This is a genomic window from Citrobacter amalonaticus (assembly GCF_001559075.2).
Taxonomy (GTDB): domain Bacteria; phylum Pseudomonadota; class Gammaproteobacteria; order Enterobacterales; family Enterobacteriaceae; genus Citrobacter_A; species Citrobacter_A amalonaticus_F.
This window is the reverse complement of record NZ_CP014015.2, coordinates 203,885-228,021: the sequence shown is the minus strand read 5'-3', so window position 1 is coordinate 228,021 and position 24,137 is coordinate 203,885. Positions and strand designations below refer to the sequence as shown.

Sequence of the window (24,137 nt, the reverse complement as noted above, 5' to 3'; positions counted from 1 at the left end):
TTTCCGCACCGAATGCAAGGGGACATCCAGCTAACTGATTAATAATAAATCAGTTAGCGATAAAACGCTTCTCGTCAGTCAGCACCTGTAATAACAGACTCAACTGCGGCTTCTGATCTTTAATCTTCTCGCCGCGTAAATCGTAAGTCTGGTACTTGCCATTGTTGTTCAAAACCAGCGTCATTTCAGGCGTGGTGATCGCCAGCGTACTGAGATCGGCCGCCGTTACCCAGTAGTGACGACGATTGGCATTGAACAGATCCTGCCCCTGCGAATATTCATTGGCAGGCGTGCTGACGTGGAGCAGACGCTGCATCAGCGTGGTCATGACGTCTGTGTGATCGGTCAGGCTGTTGATCCGCTGCGCGGGAGTCCCCGGCCAGTGAATGATGAGCGGAACCTGCAGGTGGCCGCGCGACCAGGCGAAGTTTCTCTCTTCATCGCTCAGCGCAACGCCGCGACCAGCGGTGATTATCACCACCGTGTTATCTAGTTTGCCGGAATCACGCAGCGCGCCAAGCACACGGTTGATCTGCTTATCAACATCTCCCGCTGCGCGAGCGTAGCGGCGAACGAAGTTAGTCTGGTTGCTGTCGTCAACGTTGGTGCCGTTAAACGAAACCCACGAGAACCAGCGGTTGTCTTCCTGTGCGTAACGCCCAAGCCAGTTAATCCACTGGCTGGCGGTCTGTTCGTCAGACTGCGTCTGTACGCTTGGCATCGAGAAGTCAGACAGCAACGCCTGGCGGTACAGCGGACTGGTAAAACCGTCGGAAGAGAACAGTCCCAGCTGATAGCCTTGCTGATTCAGTGCCGAAATCAGCGCAGCCGGCGTTCGGGTGGACAGAATCCCGTCCATATAGCTCGGCGACACGCCATAGAACAGGCCAAAAATACCGTTATCGGTAGAGTTGCCGGAACTCATATGTCGCGTGAAGGCAATGTTCTGCTCGGCAAATCCGGCGAGGGCAGGCATCTGCTTTTCATAGCGCGAATAGTTCAGGCCATCGACTGTGATCAGCAGGACGTTTTGCCCGGTGCCCATATCGCGATAGCGTAATTCGCTCAACGGATACTGCACGGACACCGCTTCAGGATTTCCCTGTTCGACCAGACGGCGCTGATACTCCTGCGCATCCAGCAGACCATGTTTTTCCAGAAACCGGCGCGCGGTCATCGGATAGGAGAGTGGCAGATTAGCGCGCTGCATGGTGATCGGACGATAGAAATTAGCATCCGCCCAGATATAGACCACATGGGAAGCAATAAATGACACAAAGAAGAAAGCGGCCAGCGGCTTGGCGAAGTGACGACGACGCGTCAGGCTGCGCAGTTTTTGCCAGCTCCAGGTCGCAAACAGCATTTCAATCAACAAGATAACCGGCACGCTGATAAACATCAGCTGCCAGTCGCGCGCCATCTCGTTCTGGTCGGGGTTAATCACCAGTTCCCAGACGATAGGATTAAGATGCAGGTGGAAACGGGTAAACACTTCGCTGTCGATCAGCAGAAGCGTCATTCCGGCCGTCGCCAGAATGGCTGACAGGAAACGCATCAGCCTCTGGGACATCACAATGAACGTCAACGGGAACAGAATCAGCAGATAGGTGGCAAACACCAGAAAGCTGAAATGGCCGACGATACTCAGATAAGAGTAAACGCGACCGGCCAGCGTTGTCGGCCAGTCGGCGACAAACAGGTAACGGCTGCCGAGCACGATAGCCAGCAGAATGTTGAACAGTGCAAACCAGTGCCCCCAGCTAACCATCTGGGAGACTTTTTCACGGTAGCGCTGACGATGAGTTACCATAACTTGTCGTTCGTTTCCCCGAAGTCGGCTTTTAGCGCGCGTTGTCGTCGTTAACCGAGGACTGCAATGCGCGGGCAAAAGAGTTCGCAATCGCCTGGCGCTGAGCCGGGGCAATGCTGGTATTAATAAGGTTGGTGACCATGTTTCCCAGCACCATCAGGGAAAGGTCAGTCGGCGCCTTATGTTTTTCCAGTACGTTGAGCATCTCGGTGAGCAGTTGTTCAACGTGTTCGTCACTATAGCGGGAGATTTGTGGCATAAATCGAAATCAGTTTATTCATGAAAGGGCAACATATTACCGTAGCAACAGTTTTTTTTCCGCTTTTTTATCCTCAATAATTCGCGTTACCGTGCGACAGGCAAAACGGCGCTGCATCTTCTGTTGCGTCGCCTCGCCGGTGGTGGTTGAATACCGCCCGGTCTTTAAGGAGAGTTTATCATGAGTCTGGATATCAACCAGATTGCCCTGCACCAGCTTATCAAGCGTGATGAGCAAAACCTTGAGCTGGTCCTGCGCGATTCATTACTGGAACCGACAAACACCGTTGTCGATATGATGGCTGAGCTGCATCGGGTCTATAGCGCGAAAAACAAAGCGTATGGTCTGTTCAGCGAAGAGAGCGAACTGGCGCAAGCGCTGCGCTTACAGCGCCAGGGTGAGGAGGATTTTCTCGCCTTTAGCCGTGCGGCGACCGGACGTTTGCGTGACGAGCTCGCCAAATACCCGTTTGCCGACGGCGGCATTGTGCTGTTCTGTCACTATCGCTATCTGGCGGTAGAGTATTTACTGGTGGCGGTGCTGAACAACTTAAGCAGCATGCGCGTCAATGAGAATCTGGATATCAACCCGACGCACTATCTGGATATCAACCATGCGGATATCGTCGCGCGTATCGATCTGACCGAGTGGGAAACCAACCCGGAATCGACCCGTTATCTGACCTTCCTGAAGGGGCGAGTAGGGCGCAAAGTGGCCGACTTCTTTATGGATTTCCTCGGGGCCAGCGAAGGTCTTAACGCTAAGGCGCAAAACCGTGGACTGCTGCAGGCGGTCGATGACTTCACCGCTGAAGCGCAACTGGATAAGGCCGAGCGTCAGAACGTGCGCCAGCAGGTGTACAGCTACTGCAACGAGCAGCTTCAGGCCGGTGAAGAGATTGAGCTGGAGTCGCTGTCAAAAGAGCTTTCTGGCGTCAGTGAAGTGAGCTTTAGCGAATTTACGGCAGAGAAGGGCTATGAACTGGAAGAGAGCTTCCCGGCCGATCGCAGCACGCTGCGCCAATTGACCAAATATGCCGGCAGCGGCGGCGGGTTAACCATTAACTTTGACGCGATGCTGCTGGGCGAGCGTATTTTCTGGGATCCGGCAACGGATACGTTGACCATTAAAGGCACGCCGCCGAACCTGCGCGATCAGCTTCAGCGTCGTACCTCGAGCGGTAATTAAACGCCATAAAAAAACCCCGCCGGAGCGGGGTTTTCTTCAACTTGTTGGCGATTACGCGCGAACGAAGTCGATGTGAGTCAGCTTCGGCTTGAACGCGTGACGCTGTACAGCCTGAGCTTTAACTTTTACTTCTTTACCGTCAACAACGATGGTCAGAACGTCGCTATAGAAACCTTCTTTAGCTTGCATGTTCATGATGGAATCGTGGTCCAGTTCGATAGCAATCGGGGCTTCTTTGCCACCGTAGATGATTGCCGGGAACTTGTTAGCGGCACGCAGGCGGCGGCTCGCACCCTTACCCTGCTCTTTACGTACTTCAGCGTTGATAGTAAACATTTAAATCTCTCTTTAATAATTCCTGCTACAGGCGACCCAGCAACAGGTAAGTGATCTGCTTTGCGTATGCAAAAGCGGGCGAGATTCTATACTCAAACGCCCGTTACATCAATCAAAAGTACGATTATCCGCGTAATTCATGTGCCCGACGGAAGCGTCCCTCATAATCGAACACTTTTTCCCGCACCTGCCAGTACTGACCTTTCATCCGTGCTACCACAAAGTCGGGATGGCGTAACAATGGTTGCTGCGCGAGGATATCCGCCGCCGTGATCCAGCGTAGCGGCACGCCTGGCGTGCGGGCATGCGGGCGGATAAACAGTTGTTCAAACGCCGTACGCTGGGCAGGGGTTTGCAGGCGAAAGCGTTCGCTGACGTCCGCACCGTCTTCGTCATAGTAGGTGATTTTCAGCCATTCGCCTTTCTCGTCATGGCCGTGCTGCAACGTCATGCCGCTACAGCGGAGCACCAGGGCGTCTTTCAGTTTCAGCGCGGCTTTCAGCATGTCGTCGGGATCGACAAGGATCGTATCGCATTCCCGGCAGCGGCGGGCGGCAATGTCGTTTTCGGCATTGCACTGCGGACAGTTTTTAAAGCGGAAGCGAAAATCGCACTGCTCGCGGTGTCCTTCATCATCTTCAAACCAGCCCTGACAGCGGCGGCCGAAATGTTCGATCAGCGTACCGTCAGCGGTGGTTTTGCCCCAGAAGGTATTCGCGAAACCGCAGGCCGGGCAGAAGACCTGGACCGGCACATTATCACTTTTGCCTTTCGGACTCCCCACCTCTGGAGAATAGAGATCGTGCGGGTTACCGGCGTAATCAAGAATCAAACAGTCCGTTTTTCCCGGTGCGAGACGCAGGCCACGGCCCACAATTTGTTGGTACAAACTGACTGACTCGGTGGGACGCAGAATGGCAATGAGATCGACGTGCGGAGCATCGAAGCCGGTGGTTAAGACGGAGACGTTGACCAGATAACGAAAACGCTCGGCTTTAAACGCGTCTATCAGCTCATCGCGTTCAGGACCCGGCGTGTCGCCGGTAATCAGCGCGGAATCCTCTTCAGGCAGCAGCCCGGCAATCTCTTTGGCATGCTCAACGGTGGCGGCAAAAATCATCACCCCTTTGCGGGTCTGGGCGAATTCAACAATCTGGCTGATGATGTGCGGCGTGATGCGCTGCTGCTTTTTCAGCTCACGGTTCAGATCGGCTTCGCTAAACAGACCGTTGCTTTGCGCCTGCAGGCGGCTGAAATCGTACTGCACCACCGGCATATCGAGGCGTTCCGGCGGTGTGAGATAGCCGTGCTTAATCATATAGCGCAGCGGCAGTTCGTAAATGCAGTCGCGAAACAGTGCCTTATCGTCGCCGCGTACCATACCGTGGTAGTGAAAATGATAGATCCAGCCTTTGCCCAGACGAAAAGGGGTGGCGGTCAGCCCCAGCAGGCGAATGTGGGGATTGGCGTTGCTCAGATGGGTGAGGATCTGCTGATACTGGCTCTCTTCGTCATCACCGATACGATGGCATTCATCAACAATCAGCAGCGAAAACTCGCTCTGGAAGGCGTCCAGATTGCGAGCCACGGACTGAACGCTACCGAACACCACTTTACCGTGGCTCTCTTTGCGCTTGAGTCCGGCGGCAAAAATATCGGCTTCCAGCCCCAACGCGCAGTATTTGGCATGGTTTTGCGCCACCAGCTCTTTCACGTGTGCCAGTACCAGCACGCGGCCTCTGGCAACGCGCGCCAGTTCGGCAATCACCAGGCTTTTACCGGCGCCAGTAGGCAGCACAATCACCGCAGGCGTGCGATGGCGACGGAAATAGTTGAGCGTGGCATCCACGGCTTCTTGCTGGTAGGGGCGAAGTGTAAAAATCATGGTCTCACAATACGTAACGAACTCGGGTATAGTATGCCACGAATCGTTTTCCCTTGAGGGATGTTGTTAGCCCGCTATACTGGGCAGATAACGGCTCCACTTTTCGGGCGATGCGCCCGATTCCCGTATTTTTACAGGCAAAATCACACTCATGCGACTTGATAAATTTATCGCTCAGCAACTCGGCGTCAGCCGCGCTATTGCCGGGCGTGAGATCCGCGGTAGCCGTGTTACCGTGGATGGTGAAATCATCCGGAATACCGCGTTCAAACTGCTGCCAGAACACGACGTAGAATATGATGGCAACACGCTGGTTCAGCAAAACGGCCCGCGTTACTTTATGCTTAATAAACCTCAGGGCTACGTATGTTCGACCGATGACCCGGATCATCCGACGATCCTGTATTTCCTGGATGAGCCGGTCGCGCATAAATTACACGCTGCGGGTCGCCTGGATATCGACACCACCGGTCTGGTGCTGATGACTGACGATGGGCAGTGGTCGCACCGCATCACCTCTCCGCGTCACCACTGCGAGAAAACGTATCTGGTCACCCTGGAGTCGCCCGTTGCCGAAGATACCGCAGCGCAGTTTGCGAAAGGCGTGCAGTTACATAATGAAAAAGATCTCACGAAGCCGGCTGTGCTTGAGGTTATCACCCCGACGCAGGTGCGTCTGACCATCAGCGAAGGACGCTATCATCAGGTAAAACGGATGTTTGCCGCCGTGGGTAACCATGTGGTCGAACTGCACCGCGAACGGATAGGCGCTATTACCCTTGATGCTGACCTTGAACCTGGTGAGTATCGCCCATTGACAGACGCAGAAATTGCCAGCGTCGGCATGACGTCCAGCTAAATTCAGGAGTTTTTTTGTGACCACCCGGCAGCACTCGTCCTTTGCCATTGTTTTTATTCTCGGTCTGCTGGCTATGTTGATGCCGCTGTCGATCGATATGTACCTTCCGGCGCTACCGGTGATCTCCGAGCAGTTTGGTGTGCCGGCGGGCAGTGCGCAGATGACGCTCAGTACCTATATTCTGGGCTTCGCCGTCGGGCAGTTGCTGTACGGGCCGATGGCGGATAGCCTCGGGCGAAAACCGGTGATCCTCGGCGGCACGTTGGTGTTCGCTGCCGCCGCCGTAGCCTGTGCGCTGGCGCAGACCATCGATCAGCTGATTGTGATGCGATTCTTCCACGGTCTGGCGGCGGCCGCTGCCAGCGTGGTGATCAATGCGCTGATGCGCGATATGTATCCTAAAGAAGAGTTCTCCCGCATGATGTCGTTCGTCATGCTGGTGACCACGATCGCGCCGCTGATGGCGCCAATCATCGGCGGTTGGGTGCTGGTGTGGCTGAGCTGGCACTCTATCTTCTGGATCCTGGCGATCGCCGCGGTTCTGGCCTCAGTCATGATCGCAACGCTCATTAAAGAGACGTTACCGGTTGAAAAGCGCCAGCCGTTTCATATCCGCACGACGATAGGTAATTTTGCTTCGCTTTTTCGCCATAAGCGGGTGCTGAGCTATATGCTGGCAAGCGGCTTTAGCTTTGCCGGGATGTTCTCCTTTCTCAGCGCCGGGCCTTTCGTGTATATCGAAATCAACCACGTATCGCCGCAGGATTTTGGCTACTACTTCGCGCTGAACATCGTCTTTTTGTTCATTATGACGATTTTTAACAGTCGCTTCGTGCGCCGGATCGGTGCGCTGAACATGTTCCGTACTGGATTGTGGATCCAACTGGCGATGGCGGTGTGGATGGTACTGAGTGCGCTGTTTGGCGTCGGTTTCTGGGCGCTGGTGCTGGGGGTGGCGGTCTTTGTCGGCTGCGTGTCGATGATCTCCTCCAATGCGATGGCAGTGATCCTCGATGAGTTCCCGCATATGGCGGGAACGGCCTCATCGCTGGCAGGTACCTTCCGCTTTGGCATTGGCGCGCTCGTTGGTGCATTACTCTCTCTGGCAACGTTTAACTCAGCCTGGCCGATGATTTGGTCTATAGCCTTCTGTGCAAGCTGTTCAATTTTGTTCTATCTCTATGCGAGCCGCCCGAAAAAACGGTGATCAAATACACAACATGGAAGCCGTTTGGCTTCCTTTGTTGATGTACGTCAACGACGATTCCATCATTTCCCCGATATATGTTTATTTTATGTAAAATCAATTTATGTAAAAAGTCACATCATTGTAGTTAAAAAGGTTGAGTTAGATCGCAGAAACGGGTACATATAGCCCGCGCTCCTGTCCCGACTGGAAACATCTATTTTAATAAAGGCCATACCGACCATACTGGCCACGCGGGATAAGGATTGCCACGTTATGCAACCGTTTAAGGACGGATTGTCAATGATGTGTTAATATGGATGTAAATAAATTGTGAAGTGATTGTACTTCCGGGGAAAGAAAGTGACAACATTACAGCTCTCAATCGTTCATCGCTTACCACAGAACTATCGTTGGTCAGCGGGTTTCGCAGGTTCGAAAGTTGAACCGATTCCGCAAAATGGCCAAAGCGTTGAAAACAGTCTGGTGGCGCTTAAACTGCTGAGTCCGGATGGCGATAGCGCCTGGCCGGTGATGCATAAACTCAGTCAGGCGCTCAGTGATATCGAAGTGCCATGTTCCGTACTGGAATGTGAAGGCGAACCGTGCCTGTTTGTGAATCGCCAGGACGAATTTGCTGCGACCTGTCGTCTGAAAAACTTTGGCGTGGCCATTGCCGAACCGTTTTCTAACAACAATCCATTTTGAGCATCAGCTTAGCGTGAGAAGCTGACGCGTATACGCCTGTTGTGGTGCGCTAAAGACGTGCTCGCATTGCCCCTGCTCGATAACCTCTCCCTGTCTCAGTACAATCACCTGATGGCATAACGCGCGCACCACGTGCAGATCGTGGCTTATGAAGATATAGGCCAGGCGATGCTTTTGCTGTAGCGATTTCAACAGCGCGAGAATTTGCGCCTGCACGGTCCGGTCGAGAGATGACGTCGGTTCATCAAGAACAATCAATGACGGTTTCAGGATCAACGCTCTGGCAATCGCAATCCGCTGGCGCTGACCGCCGGAAAACTCCGCTGGATAGCGGTGGCGCGTGTCGGCATCCAGTCCCACTTCCGCCATCACCGCCATGACCTGCTGCTCGCGCTGTTCGGCTGAGAGCGCTGGCTGGTGAACGCGCAGCCCCTCTTCAATGATTTGCAACACGCTCAGTCGCGGATTCAACGAGGAGTTGGGATCCTGGAAGACCACCTGGATACGATGACGCACGGGCAACAGCTGTCGGCGTTTAAGATGTTGTAACTGTTGGCCGTCAAACTCTATGCTGCCCTGGGAGCCGATAAGCCGCAGGAGCGCCAGCCCGGTGGTACTTTTCCCCGAACCTGACTCACCGACCAGCCCCAGCGTTTCACCCGGTTGCAGACTGAAACTGATGCCTTTCACCACCTCATTGTTTGCCACCACACGCTTAAGGATGCCTTTGCGAATGGGAAAGGCGACGCGTAAATCCTCGACCCTGAGAAGGGGTGACTGCCCCTCCGGCAAAGAGACTGGATCGCCCGCCGGTTCGCTGTTAAGCAATTTCTGCGTATAGGGATGCGCAGGCGCGTGGAGCAGGGGAGCAGCCCGGTTTTGCTCAACGCATTGCCCGTTTTGCATCACTGCTACGCTGTCGGCGAGTTTTCTGACAATACTGAGATTATGGGTGATGAACAGCATCCCCATATTCAGCTCGCGCTGGAGTTCACGCAGCAGTTGCAGGATCTGCGCCTGGACCGAGACATCCAGCGCGGTAGTTGGTTCATCGGCGATGAGCAATTCGGGTCGCGTTAACAGCGCCATCGCAATCATCACTCGCTGACGCTCGCCGCCGGAAAGCTGGTGCGGATAATCGCCCAGCCGGGTTGCCGCCTGCCGAATACCGACCCGATCGAGACAGCTTAATATCTCTGCGCGCGCCGCTTCCCGGCGCATACCCCGGTGTAGGGAAAGTACTTCATAGAGCTGTTTTTCGAGGTTATGGAGCGGGTTCAGCGACACCATCGGCTCCTGGAAAATCATGGCGATCTTGTTGCCGCGCACGCCGCGCAGGGTCTGCTCACTGGCGTGCAGTAAGGACTCGCCGTGAAAACGGATATCGCCGCCGAGATACACGGCGGGCGGAGTCGGTAGCAGGCGCAGAATCGACAGCGCGGTAACACTCTTGCCGGAACCGGATTCTCCTACCAGCGCCAGCGTTTCGCCGGCCTCCACGCGCAACGACACCGCGTTAACCACCGTGCGGACGGTTTCCTGCTTACGAAATCCCAGCGTCAGATTGTCAATGGCGAGCAAAGGTTGCGTCATGTTACACCGCCTTGTTGGGATCGAATGCGTCACGGACGGCCTCGCCGATGAAAATCAGCAGCGAGAGTAAAATGGCCACGGACAGGAAGGCGGTAATGCCCAGCCACGGCGCCTGGAGGTTATTTTTGCCTTGCAGGAGCAACTCGCCCAGTGAAGGAGAGCCTAACGGCAGACCGAAACCAAGGAAATCCAGCGACGTCAGAGTGGTAATGGAACTGCAGAGAATGAACGGCAAAAAGGTTAGCGTGGCGACCATTGCGTTGGGAAGCATGTGACGAAAAATGATACTACGGTCGCTGACGCCGAGTGCCTGGGCGGCCCGGATATAGTCGAAGTTCCGCGTGCGTAAGAACTCCGCACGAACTACGCCTACCAGACTCATCCAGCCAAACAGTACCGTAATCGCCAGCAGCCACCAGAAGTTGGGCTGTACGACGCTGGAGAGCAAAATAATCAGGAACAGCGTCGGCATACCCGACCAGACCTCGATAAATCGCTGGCCCCAGAGATCCACTTTGCCGCCGTAATAGCCCTGTAGCGCCCCGGCCAGCACACCCATGACGCTTGAACACAAGGTCAGCATCAGGCCGAAAAGAATGGAGATACGCGTGCCGTAAAGCACTCGCGCCAGCACGTCGCCGCCGTTGGCATCGGTACCCAGCCAGTTCTGCGCCGAAGGGGGCGAGGGAAAGGGTTTGTCAGTCGCAAAGTTGATGCTGTTCGCGCCAAAGCGCACCGGTGCCCAGAGGACCCAACCGCGGTTTTCCAGCTGTTGCTTCAGCCACGGATCCTGGTAATCCGCTCTCGTTGCCAGCGGGCCGCCAAAATCGCTCTCACTGTAGTTTTTGACCAGCGGGAAATACCAGCTTCCGTCGTAGCGCACTAACAGGGGTTTATCGTTAGCAATCAACTCAGAGCACAGACTCAGACCAAACAAGACGAGAAAAATCCACAGCGACCAGAAGCCACGACGATTATGGCGAAAACGCGCCCAGCGGGCCTGATTGACGGGGCTTAAATGGGCCATTAACGTCCCTCAAAATCAATACGCGGGTCGACCAGCGTATAGCTGATATCACTGAGAATATTCAGCAGCAGGCCGATCAGGGTGAAGATGTACAGCGTGCCAAACATCACCGGGTAGTCGCGTGACACCGTTGCCTCATAGCCCAGCAGTCCCAGACCGTTGAGTGAAAACATCACTTCAATCAGCAGCGAACCGGTGAAAAACATACTGATAAAGGTGGCAGGAAAACCGGCGATCACCAGCAGCATGGCGTTGCGAAAAACGTGCTTCCACAGGATATTCCCTTCACTGACCCCTTTGGCACGGGCGGTGACGACATACTGCTTGCGCACTTCATCGAGAAAGGAATTTTTGGTCAGCATAGTTAACGCGGCAAACCCGCCAATGACCGTCGCCAGGACGGGTAAGGTGATGTGCCACAGATAGTCGGTGATTTTCTGATACCAGGGCAGCGAGTCAAAATTCGCCGAGACCAGACCACGCAGCGGGAAGAGGTCGTAATAGCTGCCGCCGGCAAAGAAGACAATCAGCAGTATTGCGAACAGAAACGCCGGGATAGCATAGCCGATAATAATAAACGCGCTACTCCAGACGTCGAACCGGCTGCCGTTATGTACGGCTTTGCGGATCCCTAACGGAATCGACACCAGATAGATGATGAGCGTACTCCACAGCCCCAGGGTGATCGACACCGGTAGGCTCTCTTTGATGAGCGTCAGTACCGACGCGCTACGAAACAGGCTGTCGCCAAAATCGAAGCGGATATAGTTCCACAGCATGGTGAAATAACGCTCGTGCAGTGGCTTATCAAAACCGTAGCGTTGGGTGATTTCGGCTATCACTTCCGGATCAAGGCCACGCCCCCCGCGATAGTGACTGTCGCTGATATTTCCCACCCCGGTTCGGGCATGGCTGGCGCGAACACCTTCGCTCCCGGCACCGGGCAGCGCGCTCGTCTGACCAAATTCGATGGCGGCTATCGCCTGATCGACCGGGCCGCCGGGGGCAATTTGCACGATAAAAAAGTTGATGGTGATGATCGCCCAGAGCGTCGGGATAACCAGCAACAAACGACGAATCAGGTACGCGCCCATTTATTCTCCCTGTCGTCTGGCGGCAGGTAACTTCGCTGCCCGGTTTACGTCATACCACCAGTTATCCAGGCCAATGGTATAAATTGGACGAATGCCTGGACGGGAAAATTTATCCCACCAGGCCAGTCGATCTTCCGCCATGTACCACATCGGCAACATGTAGTAATTCCAGGTCAGCACGCGGTCCAGCGCGCGTCCAAGCGGCAGCAGTTTGTTTTTATCGCCCTGCGCGGCGATGATTTGCTTGATCAGTTTGTCGACCACCGGACTTTTCACGCCAGGAGCATTATAGCTAGAGTCGATGTACTCGGACGCCCAGGAGATTTGCAGATCGGAACTGGGCCAAGGCATCGCCCGCCACAGGGTCGGCATCATGTCGTAGTCCCGGCTGCGCAGGCGATTGGTGAGTTGTGAGTTATCGACCTGACGAATGGTCATCGTAATCCCCAGACGCTGGAGATTATGCTGGAAGGGCAGGACCCACTGGCTGTTACTGGCGGCGGAAATGAGCAGTTCAAAGTTCAGCGGTTTGCCGGTGGCGGTGTTAATCCGTTGCTGACCTTTCAGTTCCCAGCCCGCGTCTTTCAGTAATTCATCGGCTTTTAACAGGTTTTCCCGATCGTAACCGTCACCTTTGGACACGGGAGGTTGATAAATCTGGCTGAAGACCTCCGGCGGCAAATCCTTTTTCATCGGCGCCAACAGGACCAGTTCAGCCGCATCGGGGTAGTTTCTGGCCGCATACTCGGTGTTCTGGAAATAGCTGTTTGCCCGGCTCCAGGCGTTGTAGAACAGCGCTTTATTCATCCATTCAAAATCAAATGCCAGCGTAACGGCTTCACGGACGCGTCGGTCGTTGAAAACGGGGCGCTGCGTGTTGAACGCCAGCCAGCGCGTATCCTGCGCCGATTCATTTTTCTGCTCATCTTTGATGATGTACTGATTATCAAAGTTTTTACCGACATAGCGCGTCGCCCAGTTTTTGGCGTCGCTCTCCAGACGCAAATCAAACGCGCCAGCCTTAAAGGCCTCAAAGGCCACGTTGTCGTCGAGATAATAGTCGTAGCGAATGACATCGAAGTTCCAGCGGCCACGATTGACCGGCAGATTGGCCGCCCAGTAATCCTTCACGCGCGTATAGACAATATACTGACCCATCTTCCACTGACTAATGCGATAAGGACCACCACCCAGCGGCGGTCTGGACAACGGGTCGCTGAGCTTATGATCTTTCCAGTACGCTTGTGGCATCACGGGTAATGAGAACAGACTGAGCATATCCTCTTTACCCGGCTTCGCGAGCTCCATGCGTACGGTTAATGGGGCAATGGCTTTAACCGTTGTGCCTTTGTAGACCAGACGAAACTGTGGCACGCCTTCGGTCATAAATTTGTTGAAGGTGAAGGCGACATCTTTGGCCATGACGGGCGAGCCATCATGAAAACGGGCGCGGGGGTTGATCGTGATTTCAACCCACGAATAATCCTCCGCATAGCGTGCGCTCTCGGCGATCAGCGGATAATAGCTGCCGGGCTCGTCATCAGAGGTGGTAAACAGAGTGTCGTAAAGCTGTTCGGTCCGGGCGCCGGGATTACCTCGCAGGGCGTAGCGGTTGAAGTTGTCGAAGGTGCCGAGAGCGGAAAGGGTGATCTGACCGCCTTTGGGGGCGGCGGGATTGGCGTAATCAAAATGATCAAAGTTGAACGCGTATTTAGGCTCTCCCAATACCGCGAAGGCATAGCTCTCTTTGATCGCCTGCGCCTGGGCACTTGCGCTCATCAACATGACAAACAGCAGCAATATGCGAACGATTATCTGCAAAGGGATTCCTTGTCTGGCTTACCTGCCTGCGCAGGTCACTCTGATGCCTGAATAATAGGGCAGGTGGCGTCTGTTGTGAATCCGCGCGTCGGTGCTTTACCATTTCAGCGCGTGTGGCTGTGAAACCCAATCGACAAATTCGTCGAGCGGCAGCGGGCGGCTAATCCAGTAGCCCTGAAGGAAGCGAACCCCGCGTTCATGTAGCCATTTTGCCTGCTCAGGCGTTTCCACCCCTTCGGCTACCGTCATCATATTGAGGCGTTTAGCGAGTGTCAGCACCGCATCCAGCACCGGCGAGGTGACGGTTTCTGTACCAATGGCGTTAATAAAACCGCGATCGATTTTCAGATAATCCAGGGTGTAGCGTTCCAGATAAATCAGCGCGCTGTGGCCGGTACCGAAGTCGTCTATCGCAATTTCGAAGCCTGCGGCGTGCAGCCACTCAAATAACTGTGACGCTTCATGCTGCTGGAGCATGTCGCGTTCAGTAATTTCCAGCACGATCTGGAAGTGGTTGGGCGGCATCGTGGCGACTAACTGACGAACGTCGTCTTTAAAACTGTTGCTGTGCAGGTGGTCAGGCGCAATGTTAATACCGTACTTAGCGCCAACCGGGAGGACTTTTTGCAGCGTAGGGGCGTCCCGCGCCACCAGTTTAAACAGATGCTGGGTCAGCGGCACAATCATGTGCTGGGCCTCAGCGTAATGAATAAACGCATCAGGCGGGATTTCTCCCGCCGTTGGGTGTTTCCAGCGCAGTAACACTTCCAGCCCGGTGACCTTCAGCGACTGCGTATCCACGACGGGCTGATAGACGACATAGAACTGATCGCGTTTGATCCCGGTGAGGATCTCTTTTCCGGGCCGCAGGCGAATGCTCATGACGTAGTAGCAGAGTAAACTCGCAATGATGCCCCCCATCCCGCCGAGAAGCAGGGCGTACCATAAGTCGGGCCAGGTCCAGTTGGTTGCGTATAGCCTGATCGTCACCGGAACACCGTTGATTTTTGCTTCGCGCTCCGGTGAACCGTCGAGTTCATCAACGGTGAGCAGATGGTCTGAAAAGGTCGACAAGACGGTGTTGCCGACGATGATGGCAATCCCGTCAAAGTCTTCCTGGCGGGCGGTATAGAGCAGATACGGCGTAAGGTTGATATTCAGGGAGGTGAAAACGCCGCTATTCACCATCAGGGGGTTACGATACCAAATCACCATTGCGGGTTTATTGGGCATCATCGGTGTTCCCGGGATAATCGCCATATCGATATCTTTACCAATATCGAGGCTGGGAACCAGTTCAGTCAGCAGCGCATCCATGCCCCCGGTTGCTGATGAGCAAAAGGCTTTCTTATCCTTGACCAGCAAAAAGGCACGAACGTTCAGGCTAAAGGCAGCACGGGAAGTGAGCTCTGCGCCGACTTGTTTACAGGTATTTAAAGTCAACGGTTGGAGAATGTCGGCAGTACTTTTGAGATCGGCAAAATAGCTAACCAGGTAATGCTGAATGTCAGAAACCAGCGTGTCGTATTTAACTTCCCGCTTATGCCACGCCATCACGAATTGTAGGCTACTGATAACAATAGCAACGACAACCCCGGTAATCAGGCAGGTAAGCACGATTTTTCGACCAGTCGTTAAGGCGTGTGTGAACATGATGCCTGGCTTTACCCTGAGATTGCGATGATGATAAATGTGATGGAATAACAAGACTATAGCCTGGATTGATTCAGCGAGTCATGCTTTTCCACAGGGACAAAAAGGGAATCAAAAAAAAAGCACCGCCGAAGCGATGCTTTTCGTCTGTCTCGTCAGGGTCGCCAAGGGATAGCAACCAAACGATTAACTGCGGCTCAGAACCCGACGCGCTTCGTTATAGCGCTTCTTCCAGTATGGCTCGTTCATGCTGGAGATGATAACACCGCTGCTGGTAGAGGCATGAACAAACTGGTTGTTGCCAATGTAGATACCAACATGACGGCCCGTCGAACCTGCGCGGAACAGAACCAGATCGCCGGTACGCAGATTAGTGCGTGAAACGGACTTACCGGTTTCCTGCTGCTCGTAGGTGGAGCGTGGGAGTTCTAAACCAAACTGTTCACGGAATGTACGCTGTACAAAGCTGGAACAATCAATACCTTTTTTGGAGTTGCCGCCGAGACGATAGCGCACGCCTTTCCAGTCAGCATACTGATCCATAATCCGCGATTTAACATCGAGGTTACGTACCATACTCTCAAATTCATCCTGAGAAGCTTGCAGTGAGGAAGCTTCTTGATTCACACCAAGCGTCTCAGAATGCGTGTTCTTTGCGGTGTTTGTGGTAGTGCTACATGCAGAAAGCAGTACCGCGACTGCTATCGCGGGAATCCCGCGCAAGATATATCTCAAGATCGGTTGAGATTTGACCATTTTGTTTGTTTTCCCTTGAAGTCCTTAACGATAAATATCGTTATAAAAAATGCCAAACGTGACGAGACTAATTACCTGCGCACAATGAGACAATTCTTTAAGCGCAAAACTGTGGCAGAACGCACAAATTTATTCGCGAAGAGAATAATAACTCAGCGAGGCAAAACGAGTTCGAGGTTACCCGATCGTTACAGGCTTGGCGAGTGATTTTATCTGAATTTTAATAAGAAAATGTGATACAGAAAGTGAATAAACGGGATTGGTCAATTTAAGCGCAAAATGGCGGAAAAACAGGCAACTTATTCATTCTCAAGGGTAATGTTATGACTAAATAATGACGATGAGATGAATAATTTATCTTAACGCATCATCAGGGCGTAAGAATAAACCCTGATGATGTTAATAACTGTGAGTTATTTGTTTAAGATTTGTTTGTTTTTGCCAGGAAGATAATTGTCGAAAAGCGCGATAAGACGATCGCTTAACGGGGTCAGGAGACACCAGGGCAGGCCAATTAGAACCACGGTTAATGATCCTACTGCGATATCGGTGAACCAGTGGGCACCGATCATGACGCGCGGAAAAGCAAAAACCACAACAATAATAAGGCCGATAAACCCTGCGGCTTTTCCGAAATAGCGCAGCATAAATGCGGCGAAAATAAGCAGCATCATCCCATGATCGCCAGGGAAACTGTCTTTGGACGCATCCTTCGTCGAAATATGCAGCAATTCGCTGACGCGATAAATACTCTCGAAACTGAGCGTCGGACTTGCGCGTTTGACGGGCAGCAGCGCCTGACCGGCCTGGTTCAGAACCACGGCGGTAAGCAGCATCACCAGGCCGATGATGACAATACGTCGGCGGCCTGCAGGCGTCTCTTTCAGCCAGAAACTCAGCATCAGACAACCCATCGCCAACAGAGAACAGGCATCAAACGCCCGATTATTGGTGATGGCGACCAGCCACAGGAAGGCCTGGCTCTCTACCAGTTTCTGGTTAAAGAAGTGGAAAATGCCGGCGTCAACCGGGAACCAGAATCCATGATTCACGGGCATATACCAGCTCATGAATAACGCCAGACCGGCAACATTCAGCAGAAGTATCAGTGGTAACCGGATTTTCATATTTAACGTGTTCACTGTTCAATAAATCGCAGGCAACCTTACGCGTGTTCAGCTAAACGAAGCTTCAACAATGCGCTCTGCAACGTATTCCAGTCTGCCTCGGTACTGGAAATCAGTTCAATACGACTGTCCGGCGGCGCGACGTTCTGCGTTTCAATGTGTAGATCCTCGCCCTGGCGATTAATGCGCACGAGGCCTTCCGGAATACGCATGACTCCCTTCACCCGGCCAACCGGCGCCAGTCGCGCCCATTCCAGCAGTCCGATGGTGTCAAAGACCGTATCGGCATCAAAAATCCAGCCGCAGGCCTGATGCCCTTGACCGCTGTTCAGGCTGCGACGCCAGCGTTGTTGAGTTGGCAGGCTCAGCGCCGCCAATCCTCGCTGTTCTGGATGGCTGTGCGAGTGCGCAGCGCTGGTGGGCAATTCAGCCAGATTCAGACGCGGTAAATCGAGTAACTGTCCGTCAATCTGACCGTGATCGGCCTGCACCAACTGACGGTTGCCGCCAAACTGTTGCCACCAGGTTTGCAGCGCGCGTTCACTTTCCGCAGTCGCACGATCGGTTTTATTCGCCACGATGATATCTGCTGCAGCTAACTGATCGCGGAAGTTCTCATTGGTGACGCTTTTTTCATCCAGCAATCCACGTGGGTCAAGAATGCACAACGTGGCGCGCAGGTCGATCCAGGGCTCATACACCGGTGCGGTGAGGAGGGAGAGGATCTGTTTCGGGTGCCCCAGTCCAGTTGGTTCGATCAGCAGGCGGTCGGGTTTCCCCTGTCGCAACAGAGTATTCAGTCCAACCTGCATGGGCAGGCCGTTCACGCAGCACATGCAGCCGCCAGGGATCTCTTTGAGCAACGCGCCGCTATCAGCAAGCAGAGCGCCGTCAATGCCGACCTCACCGAACTCATTGACCAGTACCGCCCATTTTTCGGCGGGGTCTTTATGTGCTAACAGATGAAGGATCGAAGTGGTTTTTCCGCTGCCGAGGAAACCAGTGATGAGGTTAGTTTTGGTCACGCCTGCTCCAGAATAATGTACCGTAACGGTTTCCATTAATCCTGGCGAAAAAAAGTGAAAAAGAGAAGGGCGGGGCGAACGAAGACGGTCTCCGTCCGCCTTAATGGCAGAAATTGTTAACTTTTTAACGTATCAATCACCGCCTGATGTGCACCGTGTTGCGCGATACGCTGCCAGGCCGCTTCAATCGCCTGGACAAAAACAGGATTGTGCGGGAGGTCGTTGCCAAAAATTTCCGATAAGGAGAGCAGTGCCGACACGCGCTGATCTTCATGATGGGTGGCCACGATAGCGCGGATTTTATCATTCAGCGGGTCGCGAACGTCGATGGTCACACCGGCGTCATCGACGCCGCTGACGTAGCGCATCCATCCCGCCACGCCCAGCGCCAGTAATGGCCATGCACTTTCGCGCGCCAGATGAAGGCGAATACCCGCCAGCATCCGCTGAGGCAGCTTCTGACTGCCGTCCATCGCGATTTGCCAGGTTTTATGCTTCAGTGCCGGATTCGCAAAGCGTTCAATCAGGCTTTGCGCGTAGCCGGTCAAATCCACGTCAGTAATAGTCAGCGTCGGCGCCTGTTCATCCATCATCAGTCGGTACGCGGCTTCGCGGAACGCGCTGTCCTGCATGCACTCATTAATATGCTGAAATCCGGAAAGATAACCGAGATACGCGAGAAACGAGTGGCTGCCATTAAGCATCCGCAATTTCATCTCTTCCCAGGGACGCACATCGCTGACCATCTGCACGCCAGCCGCTTCCCATGCGGGACGACCGGCGACAAAGTGGTCTTCAACCACCCATTGAATGAACGGTTCACAGCTGATGGCGCAAGGATCGGTCACGCCCAGTTCGCGGGTGATTTCAGCCAGAGAGTCTTCCGTGGCGGCCGGAACAATGCGGTCGACCATCGTGGCAGGAAAGCTGACGTGCTCGCGGATCCAGTCTGCCAGCGCGGGAGAGCGTTTTTCCGCCATCCCTAGCACGGCGTTCTTCACCACGTGGCCGTTATCAGGAATGTTATCGCAGGAGAGTACAGTGAAAGGTGCCAGGCCGCGTGCCTGTCGACGCGACAGCGCTTCCACCAGAATACCCGGTGCTGAATGGGGTTCATCAGGCGATTGCAGGTCGTGAATAATGCGCGGATTTGTCAGGTCCAGCGCGCCGGTTGCCGGATCGATGCAATACCCTTTTTCGGTGATAGTCAGCGAGACAATCGCCACCTGAGGTTCGCAGAACTTTTCGATAATGGCGACGAGCGAATCGAGTTTCGCATTCAGGCATTCGTTGACGGCACCGACGATAATCGCCTGATTGCCGTCTGCGCCTTTTTCCAGCACGGAGTATAAATGATCCTGTTCGCGGAGTTGACGCATCAACGTGTCGCCGCTGAACAGGCTGATTTCACAAATTCCCCAATCTCCGCCCTGGGCATTCAGCACCCGATCGGTCAGTAATGCCTGATGCGCACGATGAAAGGCGCCAAAACCGAAATGCACCATGCGGGTTTTCAGTTGCTGGCGGTCATAGCGTGGCGTTTGTACGCCATCCGGCAATATTGCTGAGGCAATTGTAGTCATTTATTACACACCTGATTAACCATAAATTAACAACGGCAGTGTAAAGTTATATGACAACAAATTAAATTGGTAAGCCGAATTTATCCGGGTAATGTGAGCTGGATCAATCAATCACGCCCCTTTTATTGATCAGTGCGCAGAAGCCTGTATGGTAGTCGTCATTCAGGTAAACTAATTTGGTATAACAACTTTGTGAGGTAAAGCAATGGAACAAACCTGGCGTTGGTACGGGCCTAACGATCCGGTATCGCTTGATGATGTGCGTCAGGCTGGCGCAACGGGCGTTGTGACAGCATTGCACCACATTCCGAACGGCGAAGTATGGCCGGTCGACGAGATTAAAAAACGTCAGGCGATTCTGGCGGAAAAAGGATTAACCTGGTCGGTCGTCGAAAGTATTCCGGTTCATGAAGAGATCAAGACCCGCTCCGGTCAGTATCAGACATGGATCGCGAATTATCAGCAGAGCATCCGCAATCTGGCGGCCTGCGGCATCGACACCGTCTGCTATAACTTCATGCCGATTCTGGACTGGACGCGTACCGATCTCGAGTTCGAATTGCCGGACGGCTCGAAAGCGCTGCGTTTCGATCAAATAGCCTTCGCCGCTTTTGAGTTACATATCCTCAAACGTGCGGGCGCGGAAGCAGACTATAGCGAAGAAGAACAGCGTCAGGCGCTGGCTTATTTCAATGCTATGAGCGACGCGGATATCGAAAAACTGACCCGTAATATCATTGCCGGTCTGCCTGGCGCGGAAGAGGGTTATACGCTCGATCAGTTCCGTGCGCGTCTGGCCGAGTATGACGGCATCAGCAAAGACGATCTGCGTGACAATATGGCCGTGTTCCTGCGTGCGATTGTACCGGTGGCTGAAGAGGTTGGCGTGCGTCTGGCGGTGCATCCTGACGATCCGCCGCGCCCGATTCTCGGGTTACCACGCATTGTCTCCACCATTGAAGATATGCAGTGGCTGAAAGAGACCGTCGACAGCATCTACAACGGTTTCACCATGTGCACAGGCTCTTACGGCGTTCGTGCGGATAACGATCTGGTGAAAATGATTGAAACCTTTGGCGATCGTATCCACTTTACCCACCTGCGCTCGACGTGCCGCGAAGCGAATCCGAAAACCTTCCATGAAGGCGCGCATCTGCAGGGTGATGTGAATATGGTGGCGGTGGTGACGGCGATTCTGACCGAAGAGCAGCGCCGCAAGAAGGCGGGGGATTTGCGTCCGATTCCGATGCGTCCCGATCACGGTCATCAGATGCTGGACGATCTGCATAAGAAAACTAATCCGGGTTATTCCGCGATTGGCCGTCTGAAAGGGCTGGCGGAAGTGCGCGGTGTTGAACTGGCACTGAAAATGACCCAGTTCCGCGACCTGCTGTAATGGTTGATGAAGGGGCGAGTTTATCGCCCCTTATCGCTCACTAAAGCGGTAATAATGCCCGCATTTCCTGCTCAAGAACGCTCAGTACTTTTCTGAGTTGTTGCACCTGTAACCCGCCAAAACCGAAGAACATCACCCCATCCTGATTATTTTTCCGCCATGGCGTTTCTGAGCCGTTTTCAATTTCCTGCAATGTATCAAACCGTACGCCGGCCAGCAGGCAGCGCTGGCGCAATTGCGTCACGCGATCCTGCGACCAGGGCAGACGCAGGGAGAGATGCAATCCGGCACAAGCGCCGTCGATCTCGCCTTCCGTGAATAAAGAGGAGAGGCCATCCCGCAATAAGGTGAGACGCAGTGCGTAGTCGCAGGCCAGTTTGCTGAGATGGGTATAGAACACCTGATTTTGCATCAAATCGGCCAGAAACTGCTGCAACAGCCACTGACTGCCGTTGTTATTGAGTGCTTTGATCGTTTGCAGGGTTGGAAGAAGTTCATCCGGACAGATCAGATAACCCAGTCGAGCACCTGGACCAAGCGTTTTGGAAAAGGTCCCCATGTAGATGACCCGATCGTGAAAATCCATCGTTTTCAGCGGCGGTAAGGGGTTTTCTCCATAGGAAAATGCTGAGTCATAATCATCCTCGATGATATAAGCCCCGACACGTAAGGCCCAGGTCAGCAGTATCTTACGTCGTTCGAGCGAAAGTGTGCCGCCCATCGGATATTGATGTGCGGGTGTGACATAACACAGTTGCGTATCGCTCTCAGGCAGTTTATCTGTACAAAGACCGTTTTTATCCACTTCAATTGCGGTAACAGTGGCACCATGATAATTAAACAGATGCCACGCACCAGAATAGCAAGGTGACTCGGTCACAATGTGACATTTCTTTTTATGACGAATTGTGTAATGTGTAATAAATATCTGACTGAGAAGAGAGAGTCCCTCCTGAATGCCATTGGTAATAATGATGCTTTCTGGATTGCAATTAATCCCTCTTGATAAATTCAGATAACGAACGACCTGCTCACGGAGAGAAAGCAATCCATTTGGTGAATGATATTGGGTAAATAATTGTTCCTTGAGTGCCGTGGGTGCATTATTCCATTTTCGCCAACTGGACCATGGAAACGCATTCGGATCCGGGATGCCCAAACGACAGTAATATTCCCGACTGGCCTCAGCATAAACATCCGTTGAGATCCCTGCAGGCTCAGGCTTCGCAGGAGGAGAACCCGTGTCAGAAATGGCATGAAAAGGGATATTCCGCATAGGCGTCGCGAACACGACCTCATAGCCTATACCCTGCCGACTCTTGATCAATCCTGCGCTGACAAGTTTTTCGTACGCCATGACGACCGTAATCTTCGCCACGTTTAATCTCTGGGCTAGCTCGCGTATTGACGGAAGTTTATCGCCACGGAGAACATCGCCATGCTGGATTGCCTGGAAATAATACTGAAAAATTTGTAGTTGCAAAGGGAGATGGCTTTCTCTGTCCAGAGGTAACGTTAGCATGAGGAAATCCTTGTTTGAGCATTGATAATACATTATGCGTTTTCCTTTCGCCTTATTTTGATGTTCCTCATAGACGATGGGCTGTTCCTATTCTCTGAGGCGGGTGTCACTATTATTACGATTTAATATCCCTTAGCGTTCCGTAATTAAAATAACGGAGGCCGCTATGTCGAGGATTAGGAAAAATGCCCTTTGGTATGTATTAGGAGGCGCGATAGCAATGGCGCTTGTCCTGTGGGGAACGTGGCAAGGCGTTCATTACACCAGCAGTACCGAATTTTGTGTATCGTGCCATTCGATGCGCACGGTCGGCCAAGAATACGAGAGCAGTATTCACTTCCGTAATGCTTCAGGGGTACGTGCAGAATGCAAAGATTGTCATATTCCGCCGGGCGTTATCCCCACCCTTGAGCGCAAGACGGAAGCATTAAGCGATCTGTACCACACCTTTATCTCACCCTCTATCGACACGCCTGAAAAATTGAGCCAGAAGCGTGCAGAACTGGCACAGCGGGAGTGGACGAGAATGAGTGCCAACCATTCCGCAGCGTGTAAATCCTGCCACAGCTATGACGCCATGGATCACGCAAAACAGTCATCCAACGCGATGGCGCAAATGACCGCTGCGGCGGCAAAAGACAGTAACTGCATTGATTGTCATAAGGGGATCGCGCACCACAAGCCAGACATGAGCAGTGGTTTTCGCGAGCGCTATAAGCAATTGCAGAAGCAGGGAGAGCAATTCCCGGATGCGACCACGCTTTATTCGCTGACGGAAAAAGCGCTGACCGCCACGGCGGAGGAACCGGCAGGGAAAGCCCTGCTTTTTCCGGCGACCGAAGTCAGGATCCTCAAAAAAGTGGGCAATCAGGTGCAACTTGAGCTGACGGGTTGGCGAGAGAGTAAAGGGCGCGGGAGAGTGATTACACAGTACCGGGGAAAACGCGTGTTTTCTGCCGTCCTGGATGCCGCGCTGATGGCGAATGTCAAAATCCTGCAGACCCAAACCGACCCCGATTCTCATGCGGAGTGGCAGCAGGTCAGCATTACGGCCTGGACTTCTGCAGATGGGTTTATCGATCGCATCGACCCCGTCTGGCAATACACCGATCAGATGTTGCAATCCACCTGTAGCGCCTGCCACAGCACGCCACCGACCGACCGTTATACCGCTAATGGCTGGATCGCCGGGTTGAAAGCGATGTCCAGCTATTACCGGCTCAATCCGGTAGAGGAACGGACGCTGTTGAAATACCTCCAGACACATGCCAGCGACGTATCGGCAACCACAGATAAATGAGGATAACGT

The 24,137-nt window shown here is 53.4% G+C and carries 20 protein-coding genes; 6 read left to right on the top strand and 14 right to left on the bottom strand.

The window, feature by feature from the left end; translation table 11 throughout:
• Nucleotides 1-49 precede the first annotated feature (49 nt).
• Nucleotides 50-1,810 (bottom strand): LPS biosynthesis-modulating metalloenzyme YejM, encoded by a 1,761-nt coding sequence (gene yejM, locus AL479_RS01100; protein WP_061074740.1) that lies wholly within the window; start codon nucleotides 1,808-1,810, stop codon nucleotides 50-52.
• 31 nt (nucleotides 1,811-1,841) lie between these two features.
• Complete coding sequence (locus tag AL479_RS01095; RefSeq protein ID WP_061074739.1) at nucleotides 1,842-2,069, bottom strand: YejL family protein; 228 nt, start codon at nucleotides 2,067-2,069, stop codon at nucleotides 1,842-1,844.
• Nucleotides 2,070-2,249: 180 nt separating this feature from the next.
• Here AL479_RS01095 and yejK point away from each other — a divergent pair, with 180 nt between their 5' ends.
• On the top strand, nucleotides 2,250-3,257 hold the full coding sequence (gene yejK, locus AL479_RS01090) for a nucleoid-associated protein YejK (protein ID WP_061074738.1): 1,008 nt from the start codon (nucleotides 2,250-2,252) through the stop codon (nucleotides 3,255-3,257).
• Between the two features lie 51 nt (nucleotides 3,258-3,308).
• Here the strand turns inward: yejK and rplY are convergent, their stop codons facing one another.
• A complete protein-coding gene (rplY, locus tag AL479_RS01085; RefSeq protein ID WP_043000095.1) occupies nucleotides 3,309-3,593 on the bottom strand; it encodes a 50S ribosomal protein L25 in 285 nt (94 codons plus the stop codon).
• Between the two features lie 124 nt (nucleotides 3,594-3,717).
• Entirely contained in the window at nucleotides 3,718-5,478 is a 1,761-nt protein-coding gene (locus AL479_RS01080; RefSeq protein WP_061074737.1) for a DEAD/DEAH box helicase, read from the bottom strand.
• Between the two features lie 151 nt (nucleotides 5,479-5,629).
• On the opposite strand from AL479_RS01080, the gene rsuA reads away from it, so the two are divergent.
• From rsuA to AL479_RS01055, 3 genes are all read left to right on the top strand, one after another.
• Nucleotides 5,630-6,337: a 16S rRNA pseudouridine(516) synthase RsuA gene (gene rsuA / locus AL479_RS01070; RefSeq protein WP_061074736.1), complete on the top strand. Its 708-nt coding sequence runs from the start codon at nucleotides 5,630-5,632 to the stop codon at nucleotides 6,335-6,337.
• Nucleotides 6,338-6,353: 16 nt separating this feature from the next.
• On the top strand, nucleotides 6,354-7,544 hold the full coding sequence (locus tag AL479_RS01065) for a Bcr/CflA family multidrug efflux MFS transporter (protein ID WP_061074735.1): 1,191 nt from the start codon (nucleotides 6,354-6,356) through the stop codon (nucleotides 7,542-7,544).
• A gap of 342 nt (nucleotides 7,545-7,886) precedes the next feature.
• On the top strand, nucleotides 7,887-8,231 hold the full coding sequence (locus AL479_RS01055; RefSeq protein WP_043000099.1) for a YejG family protein: 345 nt from the start codon (nucleotides 7,887-7,889) through the stop codon (nucleotides 8,229-8,231).
• Nucleotides 8,232-8,234: 3 nt separating this feature from the next.
• On the opposite strand, the gene yejF is transcribed toward AL479_RS01055, so the two are convergent.
• The 9 genes from yejF to AL479_RS01005 form a co-directional block, all read right to left on the bottom strand.
• On the bottom strand, nucleotides 8,235-9,824 hold the full coding sequence (gene yejF, locus AL479_RS01050; protein WP_061074734.1) for a microcin C ABC transporter ATP-binding protein YejF: 1,590 nt from the start codon (nucleotides 9,822-9,824) through the stop codon (nucleotides 8,235-8,237).
• Between the two features lies 1 nt (nucleotide 9,825).
• Entirely contained in the window at nucleotides 9,826-10,851 is a 1,026-nt protein-coding gene (locus tag AL479_RS01045) for an ABC transporter permease (protein WP_061074733.1), read from the bottom strand.
• Nucleotides 10,851-11,945: a microcin C ABC transporter permease YejB gene (locus AL479_RS01040; protein WP_061074732.1), complete on the bottom strand. Its 1,095-nt coding sequence runs from the start codon at nucleotides 11,943-11,945 to the stop codon at nucleotides 10,851-10,853. Before AL479_RS01040 ends, AL479_RS01045 begins: the two co-directional genes overlap by 1 nt.
• Nucleotides 11,946-13,760 carry an extracellular solute-binding protein gene (locus tag AL479_RS01035; protein ID WP_061077906.1) on the bottom strand — a complete coding sequence of 605 codons (1,815 nt, stop codon included), beginning with the start codon at nucleotides 13,758-13,760 and terminating at the stop codon, nucleotides 11,946-11,948. It lies immediately after the preceding gene.
• Nucleotides 13,761-13,862: 102 nt separating this feature from the next.
• Nucleotides 13,863-15,419, bottom strand: coding sequence for a cyclic di-GMP phosphodiesterase (locus AL479_RS01030; protein ID WP_061074731.1), 1,557 nt, complete (start codon nucleotides 15,417-15,419; stop codon nucleotides 13,863-13,865).
• 186 nt (nucleotides 15,420-15,605) lie between these two features.
• The gene (gene mepS, locus AL479_RS01025) at nucleotides 15,606-16,175 is read right to left on the bottom strand and encodes a bifunctional murein DD-endopeptidase/murein LD-carboxypeptidase (RefSeq protein ID WP_043000104.1); all 570 of its coding nucleotides are present in this window, start codon (nucleotides 16,173-16,175) and stop codon (nucleotides 15,606-15,608) included.
• A 413-nt stretch (nucleotides 16,176-16,588) separates the two neighbouring features.
• Nucleotides 16,589-17,302, bottom strand: coding sequence for a phosphatase PAP2 family protein (locus AL479_RS01015; protein ID WP_061074730.1), 714 nt, complete (start codon nucleotides 17,300-17,302; stop codon nucleotides 16,589-16,591).
• 38 nt (nucleotides 17,303-17,340) lie between these two features.
• Entirely contained in the window at nucleotides 17,341-18,327 is a 987-nt protein-coding gene (locus AL479_RS01010; RefSeq protein WP_061077905.1) for a CobW family GTP-binding protein, read from the bottom strand.
• A gap of 116 nt (nucleotides 18,328-18,443) precedes the next feature.
• The gene (locus tag AL479_RS01005) at nucleotides 18,444-19,910 is read right to left on the bottom strand and encodes a mannitol dehydrogenase family protein (protein WP_061074729.1); all 1,467 of its coding nucleotides are present in this window, start codon (nucleotides 19,908-19,910) and stop codon (nucleotides 18,444-18,446) included.
• 205 nt (nucleotides 19,911-20,115) lie between these two features.
• Here AL479_RS01005 and uxuA point away from each other — a divergent pair, with 205 nt between their 5' ends.
• The gene (gene uxuA / locus AL479_RS01000; protein ID WP_061074728.1) at nucleotides 20,116-21,306 is read left to right on the top strand and encodes a mannonate dehydratase; all 1,191 of its coding nucleotides are present in this window, start codon (nucleotides 20,116-20,118) and stop codon (nucleotides 21,304-21,306) included.
• Nucleotides 21,307-21,346: 40 nt separating this feature from the next.
• On the opposite strand, the gene AL479_RS00995 is transcribed toward uxuA, so the two are convergent.
• Nucleotides 21,347-22,828: a PLP-dependent aminotransferase family protein gene (locus AL479_RS00995; RefSeq protein ID WP_061074727.1), complete on the bottom strand. Its 1,482-nt coding sequence runs from the start codon at nucleotides 22,826-22,828 to the stop codon at nucleotides 21,347-21,349.
• Between the two features lie 166 nt (nucleotides 22,829-22,994).
• On the opposite strand from AL479_RS00995, the gene torC reads away from it, so the two are divergent.
• Complete coding sequence (gene torC, locus AL479_RS00990; protein ID WP_061074726.1) at nucleotides 22,995-24,128, top strand: pentaheme c-type cytochrome TorC; 1,134 nt, start codon at nucleotides 22,995-22,997, stop codon at nucleotides 24,126-24,128.
• Nucleotides 24,129-24,137: the final 9 nt, after the last annotated feature.